Origin of the sequence: Pseudaquabacterium inlustre (genome assembly GCF_038066595.1) — a bacterium.
Lineage (GTDB): Bacteria > Pseudomonadota > Gammaproteobacteria > Burkholderiales > Burkholderiaceae_C > Pseudaquabacterium > Pseudaquabacterium inlustre.
On sequence record NZ_JBBUTH010000001.1, the window covers coordinates 638,603 to 655,039 of the forward strand.

General features: G+C 59.0%; 10 protein-coding genes. 9 read left to right on the plus strand and 1 reads right to left on the minus strand.

Annotation, left to right across the window (positions count from 1 at the left end; all coding sequences use genetic code 11):
* The first annotated feature begins 68 nt into the window (after positions 1 to 68).
* From AACH10_RS02840 to AACH10_RS02850, 3 genes are all read left to right on the plus strand, one after another.
* Positions 69 to 3,908 carry a helicase-related protein gene (locus AACH10_RS02840; protein WP_341408837.1) on the plus strand — a complete coding sequence of 1,280 codons (3,840 nt, stop codon included), beginning with the start codon at positions 69 to 71 and terminating at the stop codon, positions 3,906 to 3,908.
* Between the two features lie 3 nt (positions 3,909 to 3,911).
* Positions 3,912 to 6,155: a hypothetical protein gene (locus AACH10_RS02845; RefSeq protein ID WP_341408838.1), complete on the plus strand. Its 2,244-nt coding sequence runs from the start codon at positions 3,912 to 3,914 to the stop codon at positions 6,153 to 6,155.
* A 259-nt stretch (positions 6,156 to 6,414) separates the two neighbouring features.
* Positions 6,415 to 6,981 (plus strand): phospholipase D-like domain-containing protein, encoded by a 567-nt coding sequence (locus AACH10_RS02850; RefSeq protein ID WP_341408839.1) that lies wholly within the window; start codon positions 6,415 to 6,417, stop codon positions 6,979 to 6,981.
* Between the two features lie 2,743 nt (positions 6,982 to 9,724).
* Here AACH10_RS02850 and AACH10_RS02855 read toward each other — a convergent pair.
* Positions 9,725 to 10,183, minus strand: a complete 459-nt coding sequence (locus tag AACH10_RS02855) for a hypothetical protein (protein ID WP_341408840.1) — start codon at positions 10,181 to 10,183, stop codon at positions 9,725 to 9,727.
* A gap of 1,163 nt (positions 10,184 to 11,346) precedes the next feature.
* Here AACH10_RS02855 and AACH10_RS02860 point away from each other — a divergent pair.
* The 6 genes from AACH10_RS02860 to AACH10_RS02885 all read left to right on the plus strand — a co-directional run bounded on the left by AACH10_RS02860 (position 11,347) and on the right by AACH10_RS02885 (position 15,749).
* Positions 11,347 to 11,964, plus strand: a complete 618-nt coding sequence (locus AACH10_RS02860) for a LexA family protein (RefSeq protein ID WP_341408841.1) — start codon at positions 11,347 to 11,349, stop codon at positions 11,962 to 11,964.
* 278 nt (positions 11,965 to 12,242) lie between these two features.
* Positions 12,243 to 12,557 carry a hypothetical protein gene (locus AACH10_RS02865; protein WP_341408842.1) on the plus strand — a complete coding sequence of 105 codons (315 nt, stop codon included), beginning with the start codon at positions 12,243 to 12,245 and terminating at the stop codon, positions 12,555 to 12,557.
* A gap of 1 nt (position 12,558) precedes the next feature.
* A complete protein-coding gene (locus AACH10_RS02870) occupies positions 12,559 to 13,260 on the plus strand; it encodes a hypothetical protein (protein WP_341408843.1) in 702 nt (233 codons plus the stop codon).
* 17 nt (positions 13,261 to 13,277) lie between these two features.
* Complete coding sequence (locus AACH10_RS02875) at positions 13,278 to 14,534, plus strand: IS1595 family transposase (protein ID WP_341408844.1); 1,257 nt, start codon at positions 13,278 to 13,280, stop codon at positions 14,532 to 14,534.
* The gene (locus AACH10_RS02880; RefSeq protein ID WP_341408845.1) at positions 14,510 to 15,076 is read left to right on the plus strand and encodes a hypothetical protein; all 567 of its coding nucleotides are present in this window, start codon (positions 14,510 to 14,512) and stop codon (positions 15,074 to 15,076) included. The genes AACH10_RS02875 and AACH10_RS02880 overlap by 25 nt, the downstream gene beginning before the upstream one ends.
* A 103-nt stretch (positions 15,077 to 15,179) precedes the next feature.
* The gene (locus AACH10_RS02885; RefSeq protein WP_341408846.1) at positions 15,180 to 15,749 is read left to right on the plus strand and encodes a hypothetical protein; all 570 of its coding nucleotides are present in this window, start codon (positions 15,180 to 15,182) and stop codon (positions 15,747 to 15,749) included.
* Positions 15,750 to 16,437 lie beyond the last annotated feature (688 nt).

Sequence of the window (16,437 nt, forward strand, 5' to 3'; positions counted from 1 at the left end):
AGGTCTATGTGCGCATCCTGCCGACACTAGAGGACCTCTCGCGGCCGGACTTCGCCCCAACCTTTCGCTTGAACGACGAGACAAAGAAGCTGCTCCGCACAAAGAAGAAGGAGGCTTTGGATGCAGGGTGGGAGCTTGAGGCCCAGCGGGGCTTCAAACGACGCTATGAGCACCCCGAGTGGAAGGCGATTGAGGCGGAACTGACCGCCAAGGTGCATGAAGCGCTCGGGCTCCCCTTGGACTTGAAGAACATCTTTCTTGACGAAGCCCCCGAGGAAGGTGAGCAACGGGAAGAGGCCGGCGCGACGGGCGAAGGCGTCAAGGTGCCAGCAAGCGGGGCTGTCTTGCTGAAGGACGAGCACGCCAAGCCGATGGACGTGCCACACAAGTGGCTGCGGATACCCATCAACCCTGGACAACTTCCAGAACTGGTACTTAGCGCTGGTGCATCAGAGGCAGAGCTCGCAGCGGCATCTCGGCTAGCCTCGGACGCCCTCACGGGTGCGGTCGGCGCCGCTGTTCAGCGCTGGGCCAATAGCGACGAAGGCAAGCTGTGGTGCTACAGGCGCGCCCAGAAGGTGTACCCCTCGCAGTACAAGGACTGGAACCGCTTCCTCGAGAAGGTCCGTTCAGGTGACGCAAAGCTGGCCCTGCCCAACATTGCGCTGGCGTGGAACATAAAGCTGTCGCGCGACTGGCTGAGCAAAGACAGACTCAATCTGCACATCGCTCTTGAGAACGTTTCGCAACCCCCGGTCGGGGCTGCGGATGAAACCGATGAGGCCGTCTTTCAAGTCGACCTGTCCTTGACGCTGCCACGCGTGTTGCACGCTCCCCTGCGACTGGGGCGAGTCAAAGCATCTTATCGGTACAACCAGTATTTGGAGTACCCGGCGACGGGCTACAACGGTGGCGTCGAAGTGACGCACGAAGCGCCACAGGGCACGTTGCGACTGCTAACCACTTGGGCCCCAAGATACACGCAGCCACGGGTGGTTCCTGTCTCCTACAAGGACGTCAATCCAAACATCCGAGCCTTGAGCCAGCCCGATGGCCTGAGCGGTCTCTCGCATTTGGAAACGGAGCTGGAGCGCTGGTTTGAGGACCTACCCTCCAAGGTCGACCTGTCGGCGGGGCTAGATGCAGGGGACACGGACGCCCTAGACAAGGAGCGGGCTGGATTCGACTTGGACCGGAACGCTTGGCGCAACGAGATTGACTGCGTCAAAGCGGGGCTACGCATCCTGAGGGATTCGAAAGCTGCGTGGGATGAACTCAAGCAAAGAGGCCAGCAGAAGAACGAGCGTGCGGTGGTCTACGAAGCCTGGCTTGAGATGAATGAAGCCATGGCCAACCTGCTGCAGCAGCGACTGGGGGATGACTCAGGCGCATGGCGACTCTTCCAGATTGCGTTCGTTGTCGCAAACCTACCCTCCATTGCGTCTCGCTCGCAGGCCTATCGCTCAGAGTTCCTCAAGAACCGAGACGATACGGTGACGCTGCTGTACTTCGCAACGGGCGGCGGCAAGTCGGAGGCGTTCTTCGGCTTGCTGGTTTTCACGCTCTTCTTTGACCGGCTGCGTGGCAAGCACACGGGCGTGACCGCCATGCTGCGGTACCCACTACGGCTCCTAACCATTCAACAAGCGCAGCGCTGCGCGAAGGTTCTCGCGCAGGCTGAACTCGTCAAGCACAAGTACGGCGTCGCCGGAGACCCGCTGGCCATTGGCTTCTGGGTTGGTAGCGGGGGCTCTCCGAACAGTCCTTCCGACCCCGGCGTCGCGTTCGTGCCAGACATCTCAGAGAAGGACGCCACCGCTACGACTGAGCAGAAGCTGGTCGATGAGGACGTCAAATACCGGCTCCAGAAGGAGGCTTGGAACAAGATTCCACGATGCCCGTTCTGCGGGCACGAGACGGCGCTTCGGCAGTTCAAGGTTCAAGGCGGGACGCTCGCGCACGTATGCACGAACTCCAAGTGCCACTCGAACCGAGCCGGGTGGTCGCCACTGCCCTTCTACATCTGCGACACCGACATCTATGACTTCGCGCCTCCGGTCATTCTCGGAACGGTGGACAAGCTGGCGCTGATTGGCCAGTCGTACAAGACCCTGAGGCGCATCTACGGCATGTTCGGGGCGGCACCGTGGAGGCATACGGCGACGGGCCGACTGCGCATGCCGCTCGAGGCAAGAGACTTCGAGCGAGGTCCTGTGGCTGAGGGCTGCCAAGGCCTGTACCCAGCGTATGCAGATGGGGTGAAGGTATTTCTCGACCCGTTCCCAAGCCTCCTCATCCAGGACGAGGCGCACTTGTTGGACGAGTCGCTCGGGACCTTCGCGGGGCTGTTCGAATCCGCGTTGGACGCAATCCTTGCAGAGATGGCTAAGCCGCTTCACGAGCTGGTCGCGTACGAGCCCGATGGAGTGACGCGACGGCGGTCGAAAGTTATCGCTGCTTCAGCCACTGTGTCGGAGCCGCAGCGGCAGATGGAGCACTTGTACCAACGCGTGGTGCCGGCGATGCAGTTCCCTCATCCTGGTCAGAGCCTGTACGAGTCCTTCTATGCTGCGCCGGCCGAACCACCGGCAGAGGATGCCGAGCGATTGGGGCTCAAAGAGTCAAGCACGGAGACTTGGGCTCGATGGAACCGAGTCTACGTAGCGTTCATGACCAACGGACGGCCTCACACGGCGACGACTGTGGCTGTTCTGTCGAACTTCCACACGGTTGTCTCAGAGCTACTCCTAGACCTCACCTCCGGTGAGGTCGAGCGCATCGGTCGAGCAAGGGACCGTCTCCTTGCGGCGGTTTCGAATCGTGAATTGGCTTCAATGTACCGTTCACGAGTCTCTCAGGCCTCGGCCTCGCACCTCGCCACACTGATTGACCTGCACCGCATCGCGCTGACCTACGTCACGAACAAGAAGGGCGGCGACCAAATCATGGCCGCCGAGTTCGAAGAGACGCGTAAGCGACATGCTGAGAGACTACTGCCGATTACGGACCTTCCAACAAGGCTAATCACAGGGTCGGTAGCCCAGGGTGAAATTCAGCAGACCGTTCAAGACGCGCAGACCAGGCCTAAGCCGGGCAAGCCCTTCGATGACTTGTCGACAGTGCTGCGGTCCATCATCGCGACTTCGGCCATCTCTCACGGTGTAGACGTCGAAGAACTGAACTCGATGTTCTTCGCTGGGATGCCCTCAGATACCGCTGAGTACATCCAAGCGTCATCCCGCGTCGGACGGACGCATGTTGGCTTCGTCGTCCTTATCCCCACGCCCCAACGGCGTCGGGACCGCTACATCGTGGAAGTCTTTGACAGCTACCACCGATTCCTTGAGCGAATGGTGCAGCCGGCCGCCATCGACCGCTGGGCCGACAAGGCCATCGCGCGAGTCTTGCCGAGCCTCATCCAGGCATATCTGGCAGGTGTGGCCTACGTCCGCGACGTTACGCGGGCAGAGCCAGACAAGAAGAAGGCTGTGGACGACCTCGCATGGATTCCCACGGTAAACAAGCTCTACAGGAAGCCAGCAACTCAGAAGCCCCTTGTTGATGGCATCTGTGGCTTCATCGAGCGAGCCATCGGACTCGACAACCCTGATTTCGCGCCAGGTGGCCGCGAACACTATCAACGAATGGTTCGAGACAAGGTTTACGCCTTGCTTGCTCGTTGGTCCACCGACGACCTTCTGGCTGAGCAGTCCTTGAAATCATTCTTCGACGAACAGCGGAGTTCGCTAGACCGGCCGATGACCTCATTGCGAGACGTCGATGAGGCGGGCGACATTCACTTCGGAAACAAGGACCTCAACGGCCGCAGACTCGACAGCGCAACCGCACGGCGCGTGATGGTCTTCATCCGCCATGGAGTCGCTGAAGGCACAGAGGCGGGAGACTGAGACATGGCAACAAAGTACAACAAGCGGGGCGGAGCCGAGGATGACGCGCCGAAGGAGCCGAAGGCGCCGCGGATGAGTCGGTCGCGGGGGCAGCTCGCTTCGGCCTACGCGCCTGGAGCTCTCTTCACATTCGAAGGGGGCCTCGGTGCCTGTCTTTCCATCCCGGACCAAGGCGAGTACCCCGACTTGGCTCAAGTCTCCGAAGAGACGAAGAAGCAGATTCACCTGCGCCTGCGCGAGATTTGGCAGAACTGGTTCACTGCTGCGATGAAGGGGGGCACTGACAAGCACCCTGCGTTGGCGGCGCAGTGCCTCGACGGGATGCTGCTGCGCGGCGAAACCTATCACCCGCCAGCCGCAAACGAGTTTGAACTCGTGAACCCGAAGAACATGGGCTACATACCGGCGCCGCTCGCTTTCACGTGCAATACGTGCGGCCGCTTCCGTGACTATGACTCCGTCTATCACGCATCGAATGGGTTGCAGGACTTGTCGGCGGGGTCATGCGATGCGAAGAACGAAGGGCTGCGCGGGAAGTGCCGGTGGCGGCAGCTTGACGTGGTCTTTGTGCACTGGTCGGGCAACTGGGAGGCGCCTACACCTGGTCGCTATGAGTGGAGCAGCGAACGCCAGGACGTACTTCCACCACTTCCCGGCTGCTCTGACTGCGGTAGTCGAAAGTTCTACCTGAGAGACAGGTCGCCTCGCATCGGTCAGTGGTTCTTCGAGTGTGAGAACGGACACAAGGCCGGGGATACGTGGCTTCAAAACGACCCAGACACGACGCAAATCCTCGCGGACGAGTGCAAGACGAGGCCTCCGCGTTGGCGACGGATGGAGCCCGTGTCCTATCGAGCAACCTCGGCCTTCTATCCACATGCCGAGCAGTTTGTCGTCTTCTCCGAAGAGCAGCGAGACCTACTGGAGTATCTCCAGGACGGAAAACAGAATGAGCTGGGGGGGTTCATCGCCGAGCGGTACGGCTTGGGCGCGAGGCCGCCCACCGATGAGGAAATCCTCGAGATTCTGGAACGGGCAGGTCATGCCGACAAGGTGGCGACGTACCGCATGCAACAGACGATGGTGAAGCATTTTGCGGATATGGGCAACGAGAAGATGGCTGAGCAGGCCCGAGGTCTTCTTGCCGACCTAGTGAAGACATGGAAGCAAATTCCAGGTCTCATTCCAGTTCAACACGAGGTCCCCCCACTCCTGGCTGCGCAGATTCAACGCCGTGCTGACTTTGGCAGCCGCTTTGACCCGGTCGTGCTGGCCGTAGAGCACGAATCGCTGAATAGAAGCAAACTGTCCGCGACGACGCTACTGGATGGGCGAGCGCCCTTCGTAAGGTTCAATCGACTCGACAAGGACCTAGCACCGAAGTCCGAGCAAGAGCTCGCGACCCAGCAACAAGTGACCGAGCGGCTCCGTGACGCGCTGGGTATCGCAGATTTTGGCCTGATTCGCGAGTTCGACCTCTGCAGGTTCACTCACGGCTACACGCGGATGTCCACTGACCCGCTCATCGAGAAGACGGACCAGCAGATGCTGCGACTCCCGGTGCGCTTGCGTCTGTTCCCGCCTCTTGGCAACAAGCGCCGCCCAATCTATGTGGTCACGCAGGCCAACGAAGCAATCTACGTTCGGCTGCGCGCAGAGTCGGTCTTTGAGTGGTTGAGGCAAGTAGGCGTCGCTGACCTCCCCGAGTGGAATCCGGAGAGCGGGGTTTCACTCGGAGCTCATGTGCTACAGCAGGCGGCTCCGTTTGGTAAGTTCTTCTCGGACCTGCATCCCAGCCAGCCGCTGATGTACCGATACGTCTACACCCTGCTGCACACGTACGCCCACACGGTTATGAAGGCAGTTGCCGAGTTCTCCGGGCTTGACCTGGGTTCTTTGGGTGAATACGTGTTTCCTGCCGACCTCGCGTTTGTGGTGTATCGCAACGGTACGACCATGGACCTGGGCAATCTCTCGGCGCTCTGGCGCAACTACAACAACACGTTCCTAGAGCACCTGCTGTCGCCCCGCACTTTGCTGTGTGGGTCAGGTAGCCTCTGTGAGTCGAAGGGTGGCGCCTGCCCCGATTGCATCGTCATCCCAGAGACATCCTGCATTGCTTCCAATCGGCTCCTTTCGCGCTCAGTCTTGAGAAGCGGTCTCGCGCCCCGCGAAGACGACGTCCACAAGGGGCAAGTGATTCCGGGCTACCTGGATGTTGTCCAACAGGCCTTAGATGCTGGATAACGTCCTCAAGCGCATTGCGCCCTATGCACGACTGCTGGAGCCCGTCTTCGCGGCTTCGGCAAGGGGGCTATTTCGAGGACCTACGCCTCTTCGAGCGCTAGCCTCGTCATGTGGGCACAGCACGGCCAAGCTGCCTTTGTTGGAAGAAGCTCTGCGGGTGTCATCTTCAGCAGAGGTTGTCCGCCAAACCGCGATGGGGGCATGGCTTGTCACCCTCGAACCTGAGGCATGCCAGCGTCTCGCCAACATGCTTCATGGCGTGAACCTGTACCTCGACCAAGTTCACCATGACACGGACACCGTTGCGGTGGTCATTTCCCATCCCGCTCAGCCCAGCAGGCTTGTCAGGGAACTGGAACAGACGTTGCAAGGGACCTGGGGCCTGGCCGAGACAGCAGACGTGCTGCTCGAGCTTGCCAGGCGGGCCACTCGTCGCTTCACTGTGATGACGCCGTTCGTTGACGACGACGGAGCAGGTCGCATCATTGAACTTCTGGACTTGACCGCGCCGGGCGTTCGCCGAGAAATCATCGTTCGCGGTGGTTTGCCTCCCGCCTTGCAGCTACGTAGAGCAGACTTAGAGCGGCTTGAGGCAGCAGTTTTCGACTTTCGGATTTCGCGCGACGAAGGCGCGGGTACCGAGACCTTTCATGCCAAGGTGGTTCGAGTGGACTCCGACGAATGCTACGTCGGGTCATCGAACATGACGGCCTGGTCATTTAACTACTCGCTCGAGCTAGGCTTCCACGTGCGTGGCGCGGCCGGCAAGCGCATTTCGCAGGTCGTCGATGCAGTGTTGCAGGTATCGCAACCAGCACTTGCCTAGCAAGCTAGGGACGAAAGCACTCAAGGACGGCACGCGTTGTCCGGCTTTCAAGAGTTCACCAAGCCGGTCGTCGAACTACCGAGGTCTTCACCATGCCGGACAAGGTCCGGTGCGTGCACTGATGGGCGCCTGGGGCCCGCGGTCCAGCTTGAACCTCGCCGCCATCGTACGGAAAGTAATCCGGTAACGTCAAGACGGTGCGGCCTTGGAATATTTCGTTTCTCGGCGAGCGGTTGCACTGGACATTTGCCTTGAGGCAGCTGGCGGCTCGCCAAGCGACAGCGCAAATACAGCGTTTGAGGTTCCGATGGAATATGCTTGGTCGCTATACAAAATATGGACCATTCGACTCAGTCAGAAGACCAGAAAAAGCCCGCTCGCACCCGCAGTAGCGCGGCGTCAGCGGCACTTTTTCTGTCTTTTGGGCTGCCGCTGTGCGGTTATGCCTTGCTGTATCTTATCGAGCGTTTAGGAGGATGCACCTTTGATACTGGTAGAGGGGCTTGGTGCCCTGCTGGCAAGTCGCACGATACGCTACTGGCACTGAGTAATATTTCGATTCTTGCTCTGTGCTCGATTGTCCTTACGCCGGTTTGGCTGGTAGCGGGCGTGATAGCAGCAATACGCGAAAGGCGATAAGCACTGGAAGCACTAATCTCAGGTGTCCAAGTAAATGGTGCGCGAAATTATAGGAAGGCCTACCAATGAATCGTCCTGGCTTCGACCGGTTGGTCCGTGCGCCTTGATTCCAAGGGCTATTTGGGGAGAGTGGAACGCCCCGGATAGCCCTGAAGTTAGTTACCCACGAGATACCGACCCAGATTGGCAGCGGTTTAAGGCTGAGTATCGGGACGGGTTATCGGATTATTGGGATACCTGCAAAACATCCGAATACGTCGAGACACTTACTCGGGGGGCACATGCCTATGTGGTCTTCGGAGGTGAGCCTTTAAGAACAAAGCTGCTTGCCTGGGGTTCGGTCATAACATTGGTCAGGGTAGTCTACTCGGAATCCGAGCAGTTGCTGGCAAACTGTTTAACTTCGTTGGCTGCGGTACATGCAGGAACTATAATTGACACGACTTGCATTGCACTTGAGGGTGACTACATTCTTGCGGATGCGGGCTGCAAAGGAGCGCGGCTAGAGCGTGAAGGATTGAGCGTCTATTTTCCAGCCGGTCATTACGAAATTTCGTCCGAATTTTTCGAATGGGACGTTCGTGTAAAACTTTTGATTCATCGCATCAAAAGCAATGAGCTAAAAATTAGTTAGGCCTGTTTCAGGATTCATGGAACAGATGGGCCGCCGGAGGCCGCTCGAGGAGCTCCTGGATGCCGTGATGGTCTTGCGCCACTTGGGCTTCAGTGCTGCTTTTCTCACAGTGTTGAGCTCGTCGCTGATGTCCTCGCGGACAAGTTGCCAGCCAGCGGGTACGCCGGGCGGTTGGACTTTGGCGGCAGCTTCCTCTAGGGCGGCGCTCAGCTGTTGCTCGGCCTTTCGATACTCCGCGACGCAGTCGAATGACTTGTTGGAATTAGCTAGCCTCTTACCCTCGTATCGCAGCCGAAATCAAACCAATGAACAATGAAACTATTCTATCCCTGTTGATTTTTGCAGGCTTAGGGGCCATAGCCCATTGGCTCTGCACCACGTACAAATTCAAACGAATTACCGGTAAGAATGTCCACGTGATTCTGGTTTTCGCTTGCGCAGGTGCCGTGGCCTGGCACTTTCAGCTAGATAGTGCCAGAACCCAGTCTCTCGAAAAAGATAAGCTTGTTTGGATTGACGCGACGGCTGTGCGTTCCCGGGGGGTTGGCGGAAGGCCGCGCGTTGAGGTAATCTACCAAAATCAGCAAAGGTCCTTTCGATGCGGTTCTTGCCGACATGATTTGGCGTGGACCAATGACCTGATAGCGCGCGGGAATTTGCGACTATTGGTGGCTGCCGCATCCGTAAACATGGAGCCCATTGGGTTGGAGCGAATTTTCGGTGGGAACGCGCCGCTCGAAGTTTATCAAATCGAACATGGCGGACGAATTTTGTTCTCACGAATCACGTAATCAACCAAAACCAGAAATAGAACATCTGACCGAAGCAGCGCTTTGTCGCTTTCTCCGGTCGAGGCCATGTTGACCCTGGAGGGCGGGCCTATAGCGGACGGGGCCCGGCTCCTTTGACGCGTCTTGCCGGGCGAGTGGCCGTACAAAAGCCAAAACTGAAGCTTGTACGGCCAATGTCGGCGCGGCGCAGACGGCGCCACGACCAATTTTGTCAACGACCCCACCGGCCACCTGATTGGGGAGTATGCCGCCTTCGGCGCCGTTATTCAGGAGACTGTCTGGGTCGGAGATATTCCGGTCGCAGTACTCAAATCCAATGGCCAAGCGGTCGTTCCTTACTACGTTTACTCCGACAACCTGAATACGCCGCGAGCCAGTACCAACACCGCCGGTCAAGTCGTATGGCGCTGGGATGAGGAACCCTTTGGCTCAATATACGGCTTTACCAACGCCCATTCACCGCCCGACAGGTTCGGCGCATAGCTCTTCGGCGTACACAAAGCTCCTATGCAGAGCTCGCGGCTCGTGCAGTCGCACTTCTTAAACAGTCTCTTATACGGTCTTCGCAGTTGCTGACGTAGTAATCCAGTTCTTCCAGTAGACCATTTTGAAGTAGAGAGGCGCCAGCAGGGTGCGGATAAGCGCTTAGCGAGCCTGAATAAGTACCTCTTCGTTCACGTCATTCTTGCTTGAAGATTGTCTTCAACAGTAATTTGCTTGTTTGCGGACAACAATCCACGGTATTGTTTGGGGACAATGTGTCGCCGCCATCTCTGCAATAGGTCTTTTGTCGACCTAAAGTTTCACCTGTTAAAGAATCGACGTAGGACCACTCTAGCATCCTTAGTGCTATGCGATGTTCGGGCTCCGCCTTCAAATACTCCTCCCGGTCAACATGAATATATCGGCCTGCGACTGCCAAATTCCTTGGTGAGTCCGGCGGGTTCCGCTCAACCTTGGCAATTCCATTTTCAAAGTATCGAGAGGGCAGCGTAACAGTCTTGTAGACTTGTGGCGCCCCGTCCCTCGCGCATAGACTCAACATCTCCTCTTGGTACCGAGTTTTGGCTAGATAGGTGCCGCAGCCGCTCAAGGCAGATACCGCCAGCAACACTGTGAGGTAGGTGATGAATTTCATACTGGCAATTCCCCGGTCGACTCAAGTCCAAAGCAATCTGTATAGCTGCTCGGGTTACCCGGCGCGGTAAGCCACGATTCGTAAAGGTGCCACCTGAAATCTAAGCGTCGAGCACGTCCTGCCTAAATCGAGCAGACGACGGCTGATAGCGGTAGACTTAGCAGAAGAGTCGCCGCGCAGGCTCGCCGGCGCCGCTAAAAAATTCAGCAAGGCGAGTCAGGCGCTTCTCGAATTCGGAGCGACGCTCTACAAGATGCTGCCGCCGGGATAGTCGCTTCGTTAGTTAAAAAAAAATAGTCCCCTCATCGTTGCGCCTACTTTTTGTTAACAAAGGTAGGTATGCTGACCGGAGAGTCAATTCGAAGCTGCCTGTCAGGAAGTTTGACAAATACAGACGCCACCGTATCCGCCCTATTCTTGCTATTCTTGGTGTGGTAGTACACCAAGAATGAGTATAAGCCCGGCGATACTCTGGTTTCTTCATCACTATCTACCGTAATAAAGACGTGCTTAGGTTTGAGCGAAAGCCCGTCCATCTCGGAGTCGCATCTTTCTGCCAGCCGTTCAACCACGAACTCGCGTTTGAGGACTTTGCATCGCTCTTCTTTAGGTGCGGACAAGACCAGATTTAGCGATTGAAGGACGCCAGGCAGGATTTTCCGAGCTTCGACCTTTTGAACTGGACTCGGAGCTCCAGGTGGAGTTGAGTATTCGATACTTAAACCGCTAACTGGCGTCTGCGTCGTTTCCGATGCCGCACGGGCAGGAAGAATGCAGAAAAGGCAGGCAAGGGAGATTATTGCTGTGCGCATAGCTAGTTCAATGAGACCAATAGCTCACGAATAGCGACCCGCGTTAGTCCTAGCGTTGGTCACGCGCATTTGCAGCAGTCCAAAGGGCAGACGGCAGGGGCCAGGGCCTGCCGTCTGCCCGAGTCGATTGGCCGTACAAAATCCAAAATTGATATTTGTACGGCCGATGACGTTGCGGCGGGGGAGCTGACGACATCCGTCCGCTGAGCCGCTCGACTTCTGCGGCGTCGTTCAGCTGTTGCGCATCCTCTTGGCTCGCTGCATCTTGAAAAAATCCGTTCTCTGATAGACACTTGCACAACTTGCTGTAATTCCATACAGTCCACTCCGAGCAATCATTCGGAGTCGACCTTGCACGCCTTCGCAGCAGCCCCCGCCACCTCGGCAAACGACCAGCGCTACCTGGCCACGCTGCGCACGCACTGGAAGGCCAACAAGAGCTTCCCCAGCTTGGCCAAACTCGCCGACCTGCTGGGCATGAGCTCGACCGGCTCGGTCTTCGAGATGGTCGCGAGGCTCGAGGAGGTGGGCTATCTGACCCGCAAGGACGGGCGCGTGGCCCCGGGCAAGCGGTTCTTCGCCTACCCCGTGCTCGGCACGGTGCGCGCGGGCGTGCCGCAGGCGGCCAGCGACGACGAGTTCGAGTTCCTGTCGGTCGAGGAACTGCTCATCCGCGAGCCGAACAAGACCGCCATGTGCCACGTCCGTGGCGATTCGATGAAGGACGCTGGGCTGCTCGACGGCGACGTGGTCATCGTGGAGACGCACTCCATCGTCGAACCCGGCGACATCGTGGTGGCCGCGGTCGACGGCCAGCTGACGGTCAAGTACCTGCGCAAGACCAGGGACGGTGCGTACTACCTGGACCCGGCCAACACCGCCTACGAGCCCATCCATCCGCGCACGTCGCTGGACATCGTGGGGCTTGTCACGGGGTCGTTCCGGACCCTCAAGAAGCAGCGGAGGTGACCACCTGACCACCGCTGACGCGCGCGGCTAAGCCGCCCCTCCAAACTGCCCGCCAATGCGCGCCGCGTGCGTGCCGGGCGGAGCCTTGCCCAATCGTTCGTTGCAGCCCTCGCGCCGCAAGGAGCCACCGTGCCTGCCTCTGTTTCTCTGTCCGGCCCTTTACGCCCGCAATCCCTCCTTCGACCTAAAGCAGTCGTTCGCGGCTTTACGCACCGCGCCGGTACTACACCCCTGCAGAGCATGTGCGCCAGGTCGGCGCCAACTGAGCGAGCAAGGTCATGAAGGATTCGGTGATGAAGGTGCAGGTGCGAGTGCTGCGCAAGCAAGGGCGTCTGTTCAGGCGGGACGAGCTGAAGGACGTCCCGCCGCACGTCGGCGTGCTGAAGGTGTCGGAAGTGCGCGACCCCGACCTGAGCCGCCCGGTGCTCATCGCACGACTGCTGGACCCGAACACCAAGGTCGACACCGACCTGCTGCCGGTGCTCGGCGATGCCCGGATGCTCTGCTGGGACGGCCGGCAGATTCGCCTCACCGGTGTGGAGCGCTTGCCCGAGGTCGATGTGGCCCAGACCTGGCTGGTGGAGGTCGAGTGACATGCTGCGCCTGACCATCCACGCCGGCCTGCTCGCCGAACGCAACGACGCCAACCACGTTGCCGTGCTCGACATCGCCTACCAAAAGCGCGCCGCCCTGGCCGACTACTTGGTGGCGCTGTCGCTGCGGCACCAGGGAGAGCTGGAGCCCGCGGTCGTTGCCAACTACCCTCGCTGGTCGGGCAGCCTCTGGGACCTCTGCGCACGCGGCCTGACGCGCGTGCTCTACAAGTCCGACCTGCCGCCGCCCATCGCGCGGGTAGACCGTCGATGCGCCTACGCCACCAAGCTGTGCGCGACCATCCAGCGCATTGGCGCTGACGAGCGCGGCGTGCAGCTGGCCTCCGCCGAAATCGTGCAGCCCGGTCGGATTCGCGGCCAGTACCAGGCAGTGTTCCAAGAGGACATCCTTGGCACGCGCAAGGCCGAGTTCACGTACGGCTGCAAGTTCTTGAACCCGGCGGACCTCGTGCTCCGGGCCATCTGCTTCGCGCTGTTCGGCGACGGCCAACTCGGCAAGCGACCGAAGCTCGTCCTGCCGGCGTCCACCGTCATCGAAGGCAAAGAAGTCTTTGACATTGAGGGCCTTGAGGAGCCGGCGCGCACGGGCTTCATCCGCCACCGGGCCAGCGTGGCGCCGTTGGCCAAGCCGGAGCCCCTGCCGCTGGCACAGGACTACGTTGACTTCTTGATGCGGGGCTGACAGTGACTGCTGCAGCCTTGCCCGCCGGTTCCAGCCCGGCCGACGCGAAAGACAGCGCCAAAGACGGTGCTAAGCGGAAGAACTTTCCGCTGCGAGGCCGCACGGGCACAGCTGCCCACCACCTGAAGGCGCACATCACCGACATCGGCACCGAGTTCCTGGAGAAGCTGACGCCCCGGGAAGCCGTGATGTTCATGGCGGAGGCCTCCTGGGGCTCGACCACGTTCATGCCGTGCCCTCACTGCGGCTCACTGGATGAGCACTACTTCCGAGCCAAGGAGCTGCGTTGGAAGTGCACGTCCTGCGGCAAGACGTTCTCGGTCACCTCGGGCACGGTGCTGGCCGACCGGAAGCTGCCTCTGACCAAGATTCTGAAGATGGCCTTGTCCTGGGCCAACGGAGCCTCTGGCAAGCCTGCGCTGCAACTGCGGCGTGACTGGCAGGTGTCGTACACGACCGTGTTCACCTTGGCGCACAAGCTGCGCGAGGGCCTGCTGCGCGGCTTCAACATCGGCATCCTGGCCGGCGTGCAGGAGATGGATGGTGCCGACCAACTCGGCCGCCGCTACAAGGAAAAGCGCAACAAGCCCCGGGGCGGCGACCGGCAGAAGCCAACGATTCCCGAGCACCTGCGCGCGCCGACGGTCGACCCGGATACGGGCGAAATTCTTGGGCCACCGAAGCCGCCCAAGTTCGACAAGGCTGCGAAGCAGCCCGAAGACCGCCGGCTGATGCTGGTCATCCGCCAGCGAGGCCTGGCCCGTGGCCGCGGCGCGGTGGCGACCCGCGTTGGCATTGCGCTGACCGAATCTCGAACCACGGTGACGACGATGGCCACCCGGTATGCGTCGAGCGAGTCGCACATCATGACGGACGAGGACCCGTCGTACTCGCGGTTTGCAACGCTGTTTGCCGAACACCGGACGGTGAACCACAGCCAGGCCTACAGCGACCGCAAGGGCACGAACAACAACCAGGCCGAGAGCTTCAACTGGCGCATGAAGCGCCTGGTTCGCGGCATCTACCTGAACCCGTCGGTGAAATACCTGCTGGACTACGCCGGTGAAGCAGCCTGGCGCGAGGACACCCGCAGGCTTTCGGTGGGTGACCGTCTCAAGCACCTGCTAAAAGCAGTTATGGGCGTTGGACTATCCAGATGGTGGCGCAACTATTCCCATGGGCACCACCGAGAAGAGGAACTGCTATTGGAGGGCGCGCGCGAGGCAGGAACTCGCGGCAAGGAGAAGGGGTGGAAGCCGAAGCCCCCTCGGTAGAGGTTGATTGGCTATACCGCGGGCGCATTAAAGCTGCGCGAGCCACCCACCTTCCGGCCAACCAAATGCCACTCTCACCTGTCAAAGTACTGACCACAAAACTGACCGTATTCGCCGCACTCATTCTCTCGGCTGTCGCCAGTCCTGCGGCTACTTCCGATGCGCCCGAGTCGTTTTCGTTCACATACATGAGCTGCGGCGGTTATAAATTACAGTATCGGCAAAAGGGTTACTCTGCTTCTATAGTTGTCCTCGATACGCGCGGGAACGTGCTGAAAAGCATTCGGCCGCTAATGTTCTCCGAGCGAAGCTCTTTCTCGTTGCCGCCCGTTGGGTTGTTCAACAGCGGTCTACCGGTATGTTGGCCAAACGCAAATAAAATCCTTTATACCGATGTTCGCTGGTACAACACTGGTGACGACTTTTTGCCTGAGGGTATTCATGGAACCCTTGAGTATGACCTTAAAGAAAAGACCACAAGAAAAGTCTCCGCTGGCGTTTATATGGACGATAGCGGGCGAATCGTCACCGAGCTGAAGTAACTCTTGAGTTAGGCTATTCGCGAGGGGGTTCTTCGTCGGCCCTAGTGCCTACACAGGGCGTCCCGGCGCAAAGCTGCGCCCGAAGCTATGCTGACTAACAATCATGTATTTGCCAAAATCCTTCCTACGAGCCGTCGCCTTCTCACTTCTGTCTGGTGCGCTGACAGCGGCATTTGCCGGCACGTCACAGCCGGCCGAAAAGGCGCTACAGAATTACCTGGCCGCAGAATCCGAGGGAGTATCGCATTTCGAATTTTGCAAGAAGACTCGTCCCTACGTGCTCATGCCGGCCGCGCGCGACCCCGAATGGGATTGCCCTCCGCATAGCGGTGCGGACATCGTATTGAGCGACCGGACAAAGTATTCTTGTAAGGCAGAAAAGGACGGCTATCAGTGCGAAGTCACCTACTCAGTGGTCGGCACGGGGTTGCCGGGGTCTAGTGCGCCCTGGAGAGTAGACCGGGTTCAGAAAAGTCCGACCACTCAGCGAATCAAGGTGAACCTTGTAAACCAAGGAGGCTGGAAAGTGGAAGACCCGTATATCAGCCCCCATATTTCAGCTGCCGCGCTACTTCGCGCAATTGAGCGGGAACTCGCTGCCGCAAGTCATCCGGCTGAGCGCTCGATGCTCAATAAGTCGAAAACCATGCTGATGACAGCTGGTGTGAAATAAGAAACTCTGGCGAGCCTAGCGAAGGCGCACTGTAGACGCACAAATTTATGACCAGCTACTGCTTGCTGGTGGTAAGTCAGCAAACTGCTGGCAATGAATCTGGAGCTCGGACAACGCATTCCAAAATAAAGGTTAGGCATGGTTCTCTTTTCTTATTCCCTCATTCTCGTGGCCTTGTGTCTATTATTCGAAGGCATTCTCATGTGGCGAACCTTCCGTCGTGTCAACGCCCCGGTAGAGGCGGAACTCGGGATGCTGCCGTCGGTAATCGTGTGCGGGGCGTCGGCCCTCATGGTTGTGTTTTCCAACCTTGCTCTCATAGGCGCACTCGCCCGCGTCATCGCCAGCGTCATTGCGCTTGCAGTTGTAGCGTTGGTTGTTGTCCCTAGCTACCGCTTCTTGCGGAAACGGCGCTGTGTGCATTCGCCTCGCGGCTGATTCGTAGCACTGCCGGGCCACCTTGCCTTGCCCAATCGACCTCATCCCCTCCTGCGGGACCCAATCGCCACCGGGTCCAGCTCGGGGTCGAACTGTCGGAGCGTCACGTAGAGCGCATCTCGAAGCGGCAGTAGTTCTCCACGGCGGCGCTCCGCCTCTATTCGCAGTTCGAGAGGGAGCTCGCCCGCCAGTCGGTTATCCAGATAGGCCAGCTCTCCATGAACGGCCGCGATTCGCTCCGCCAGTTTGG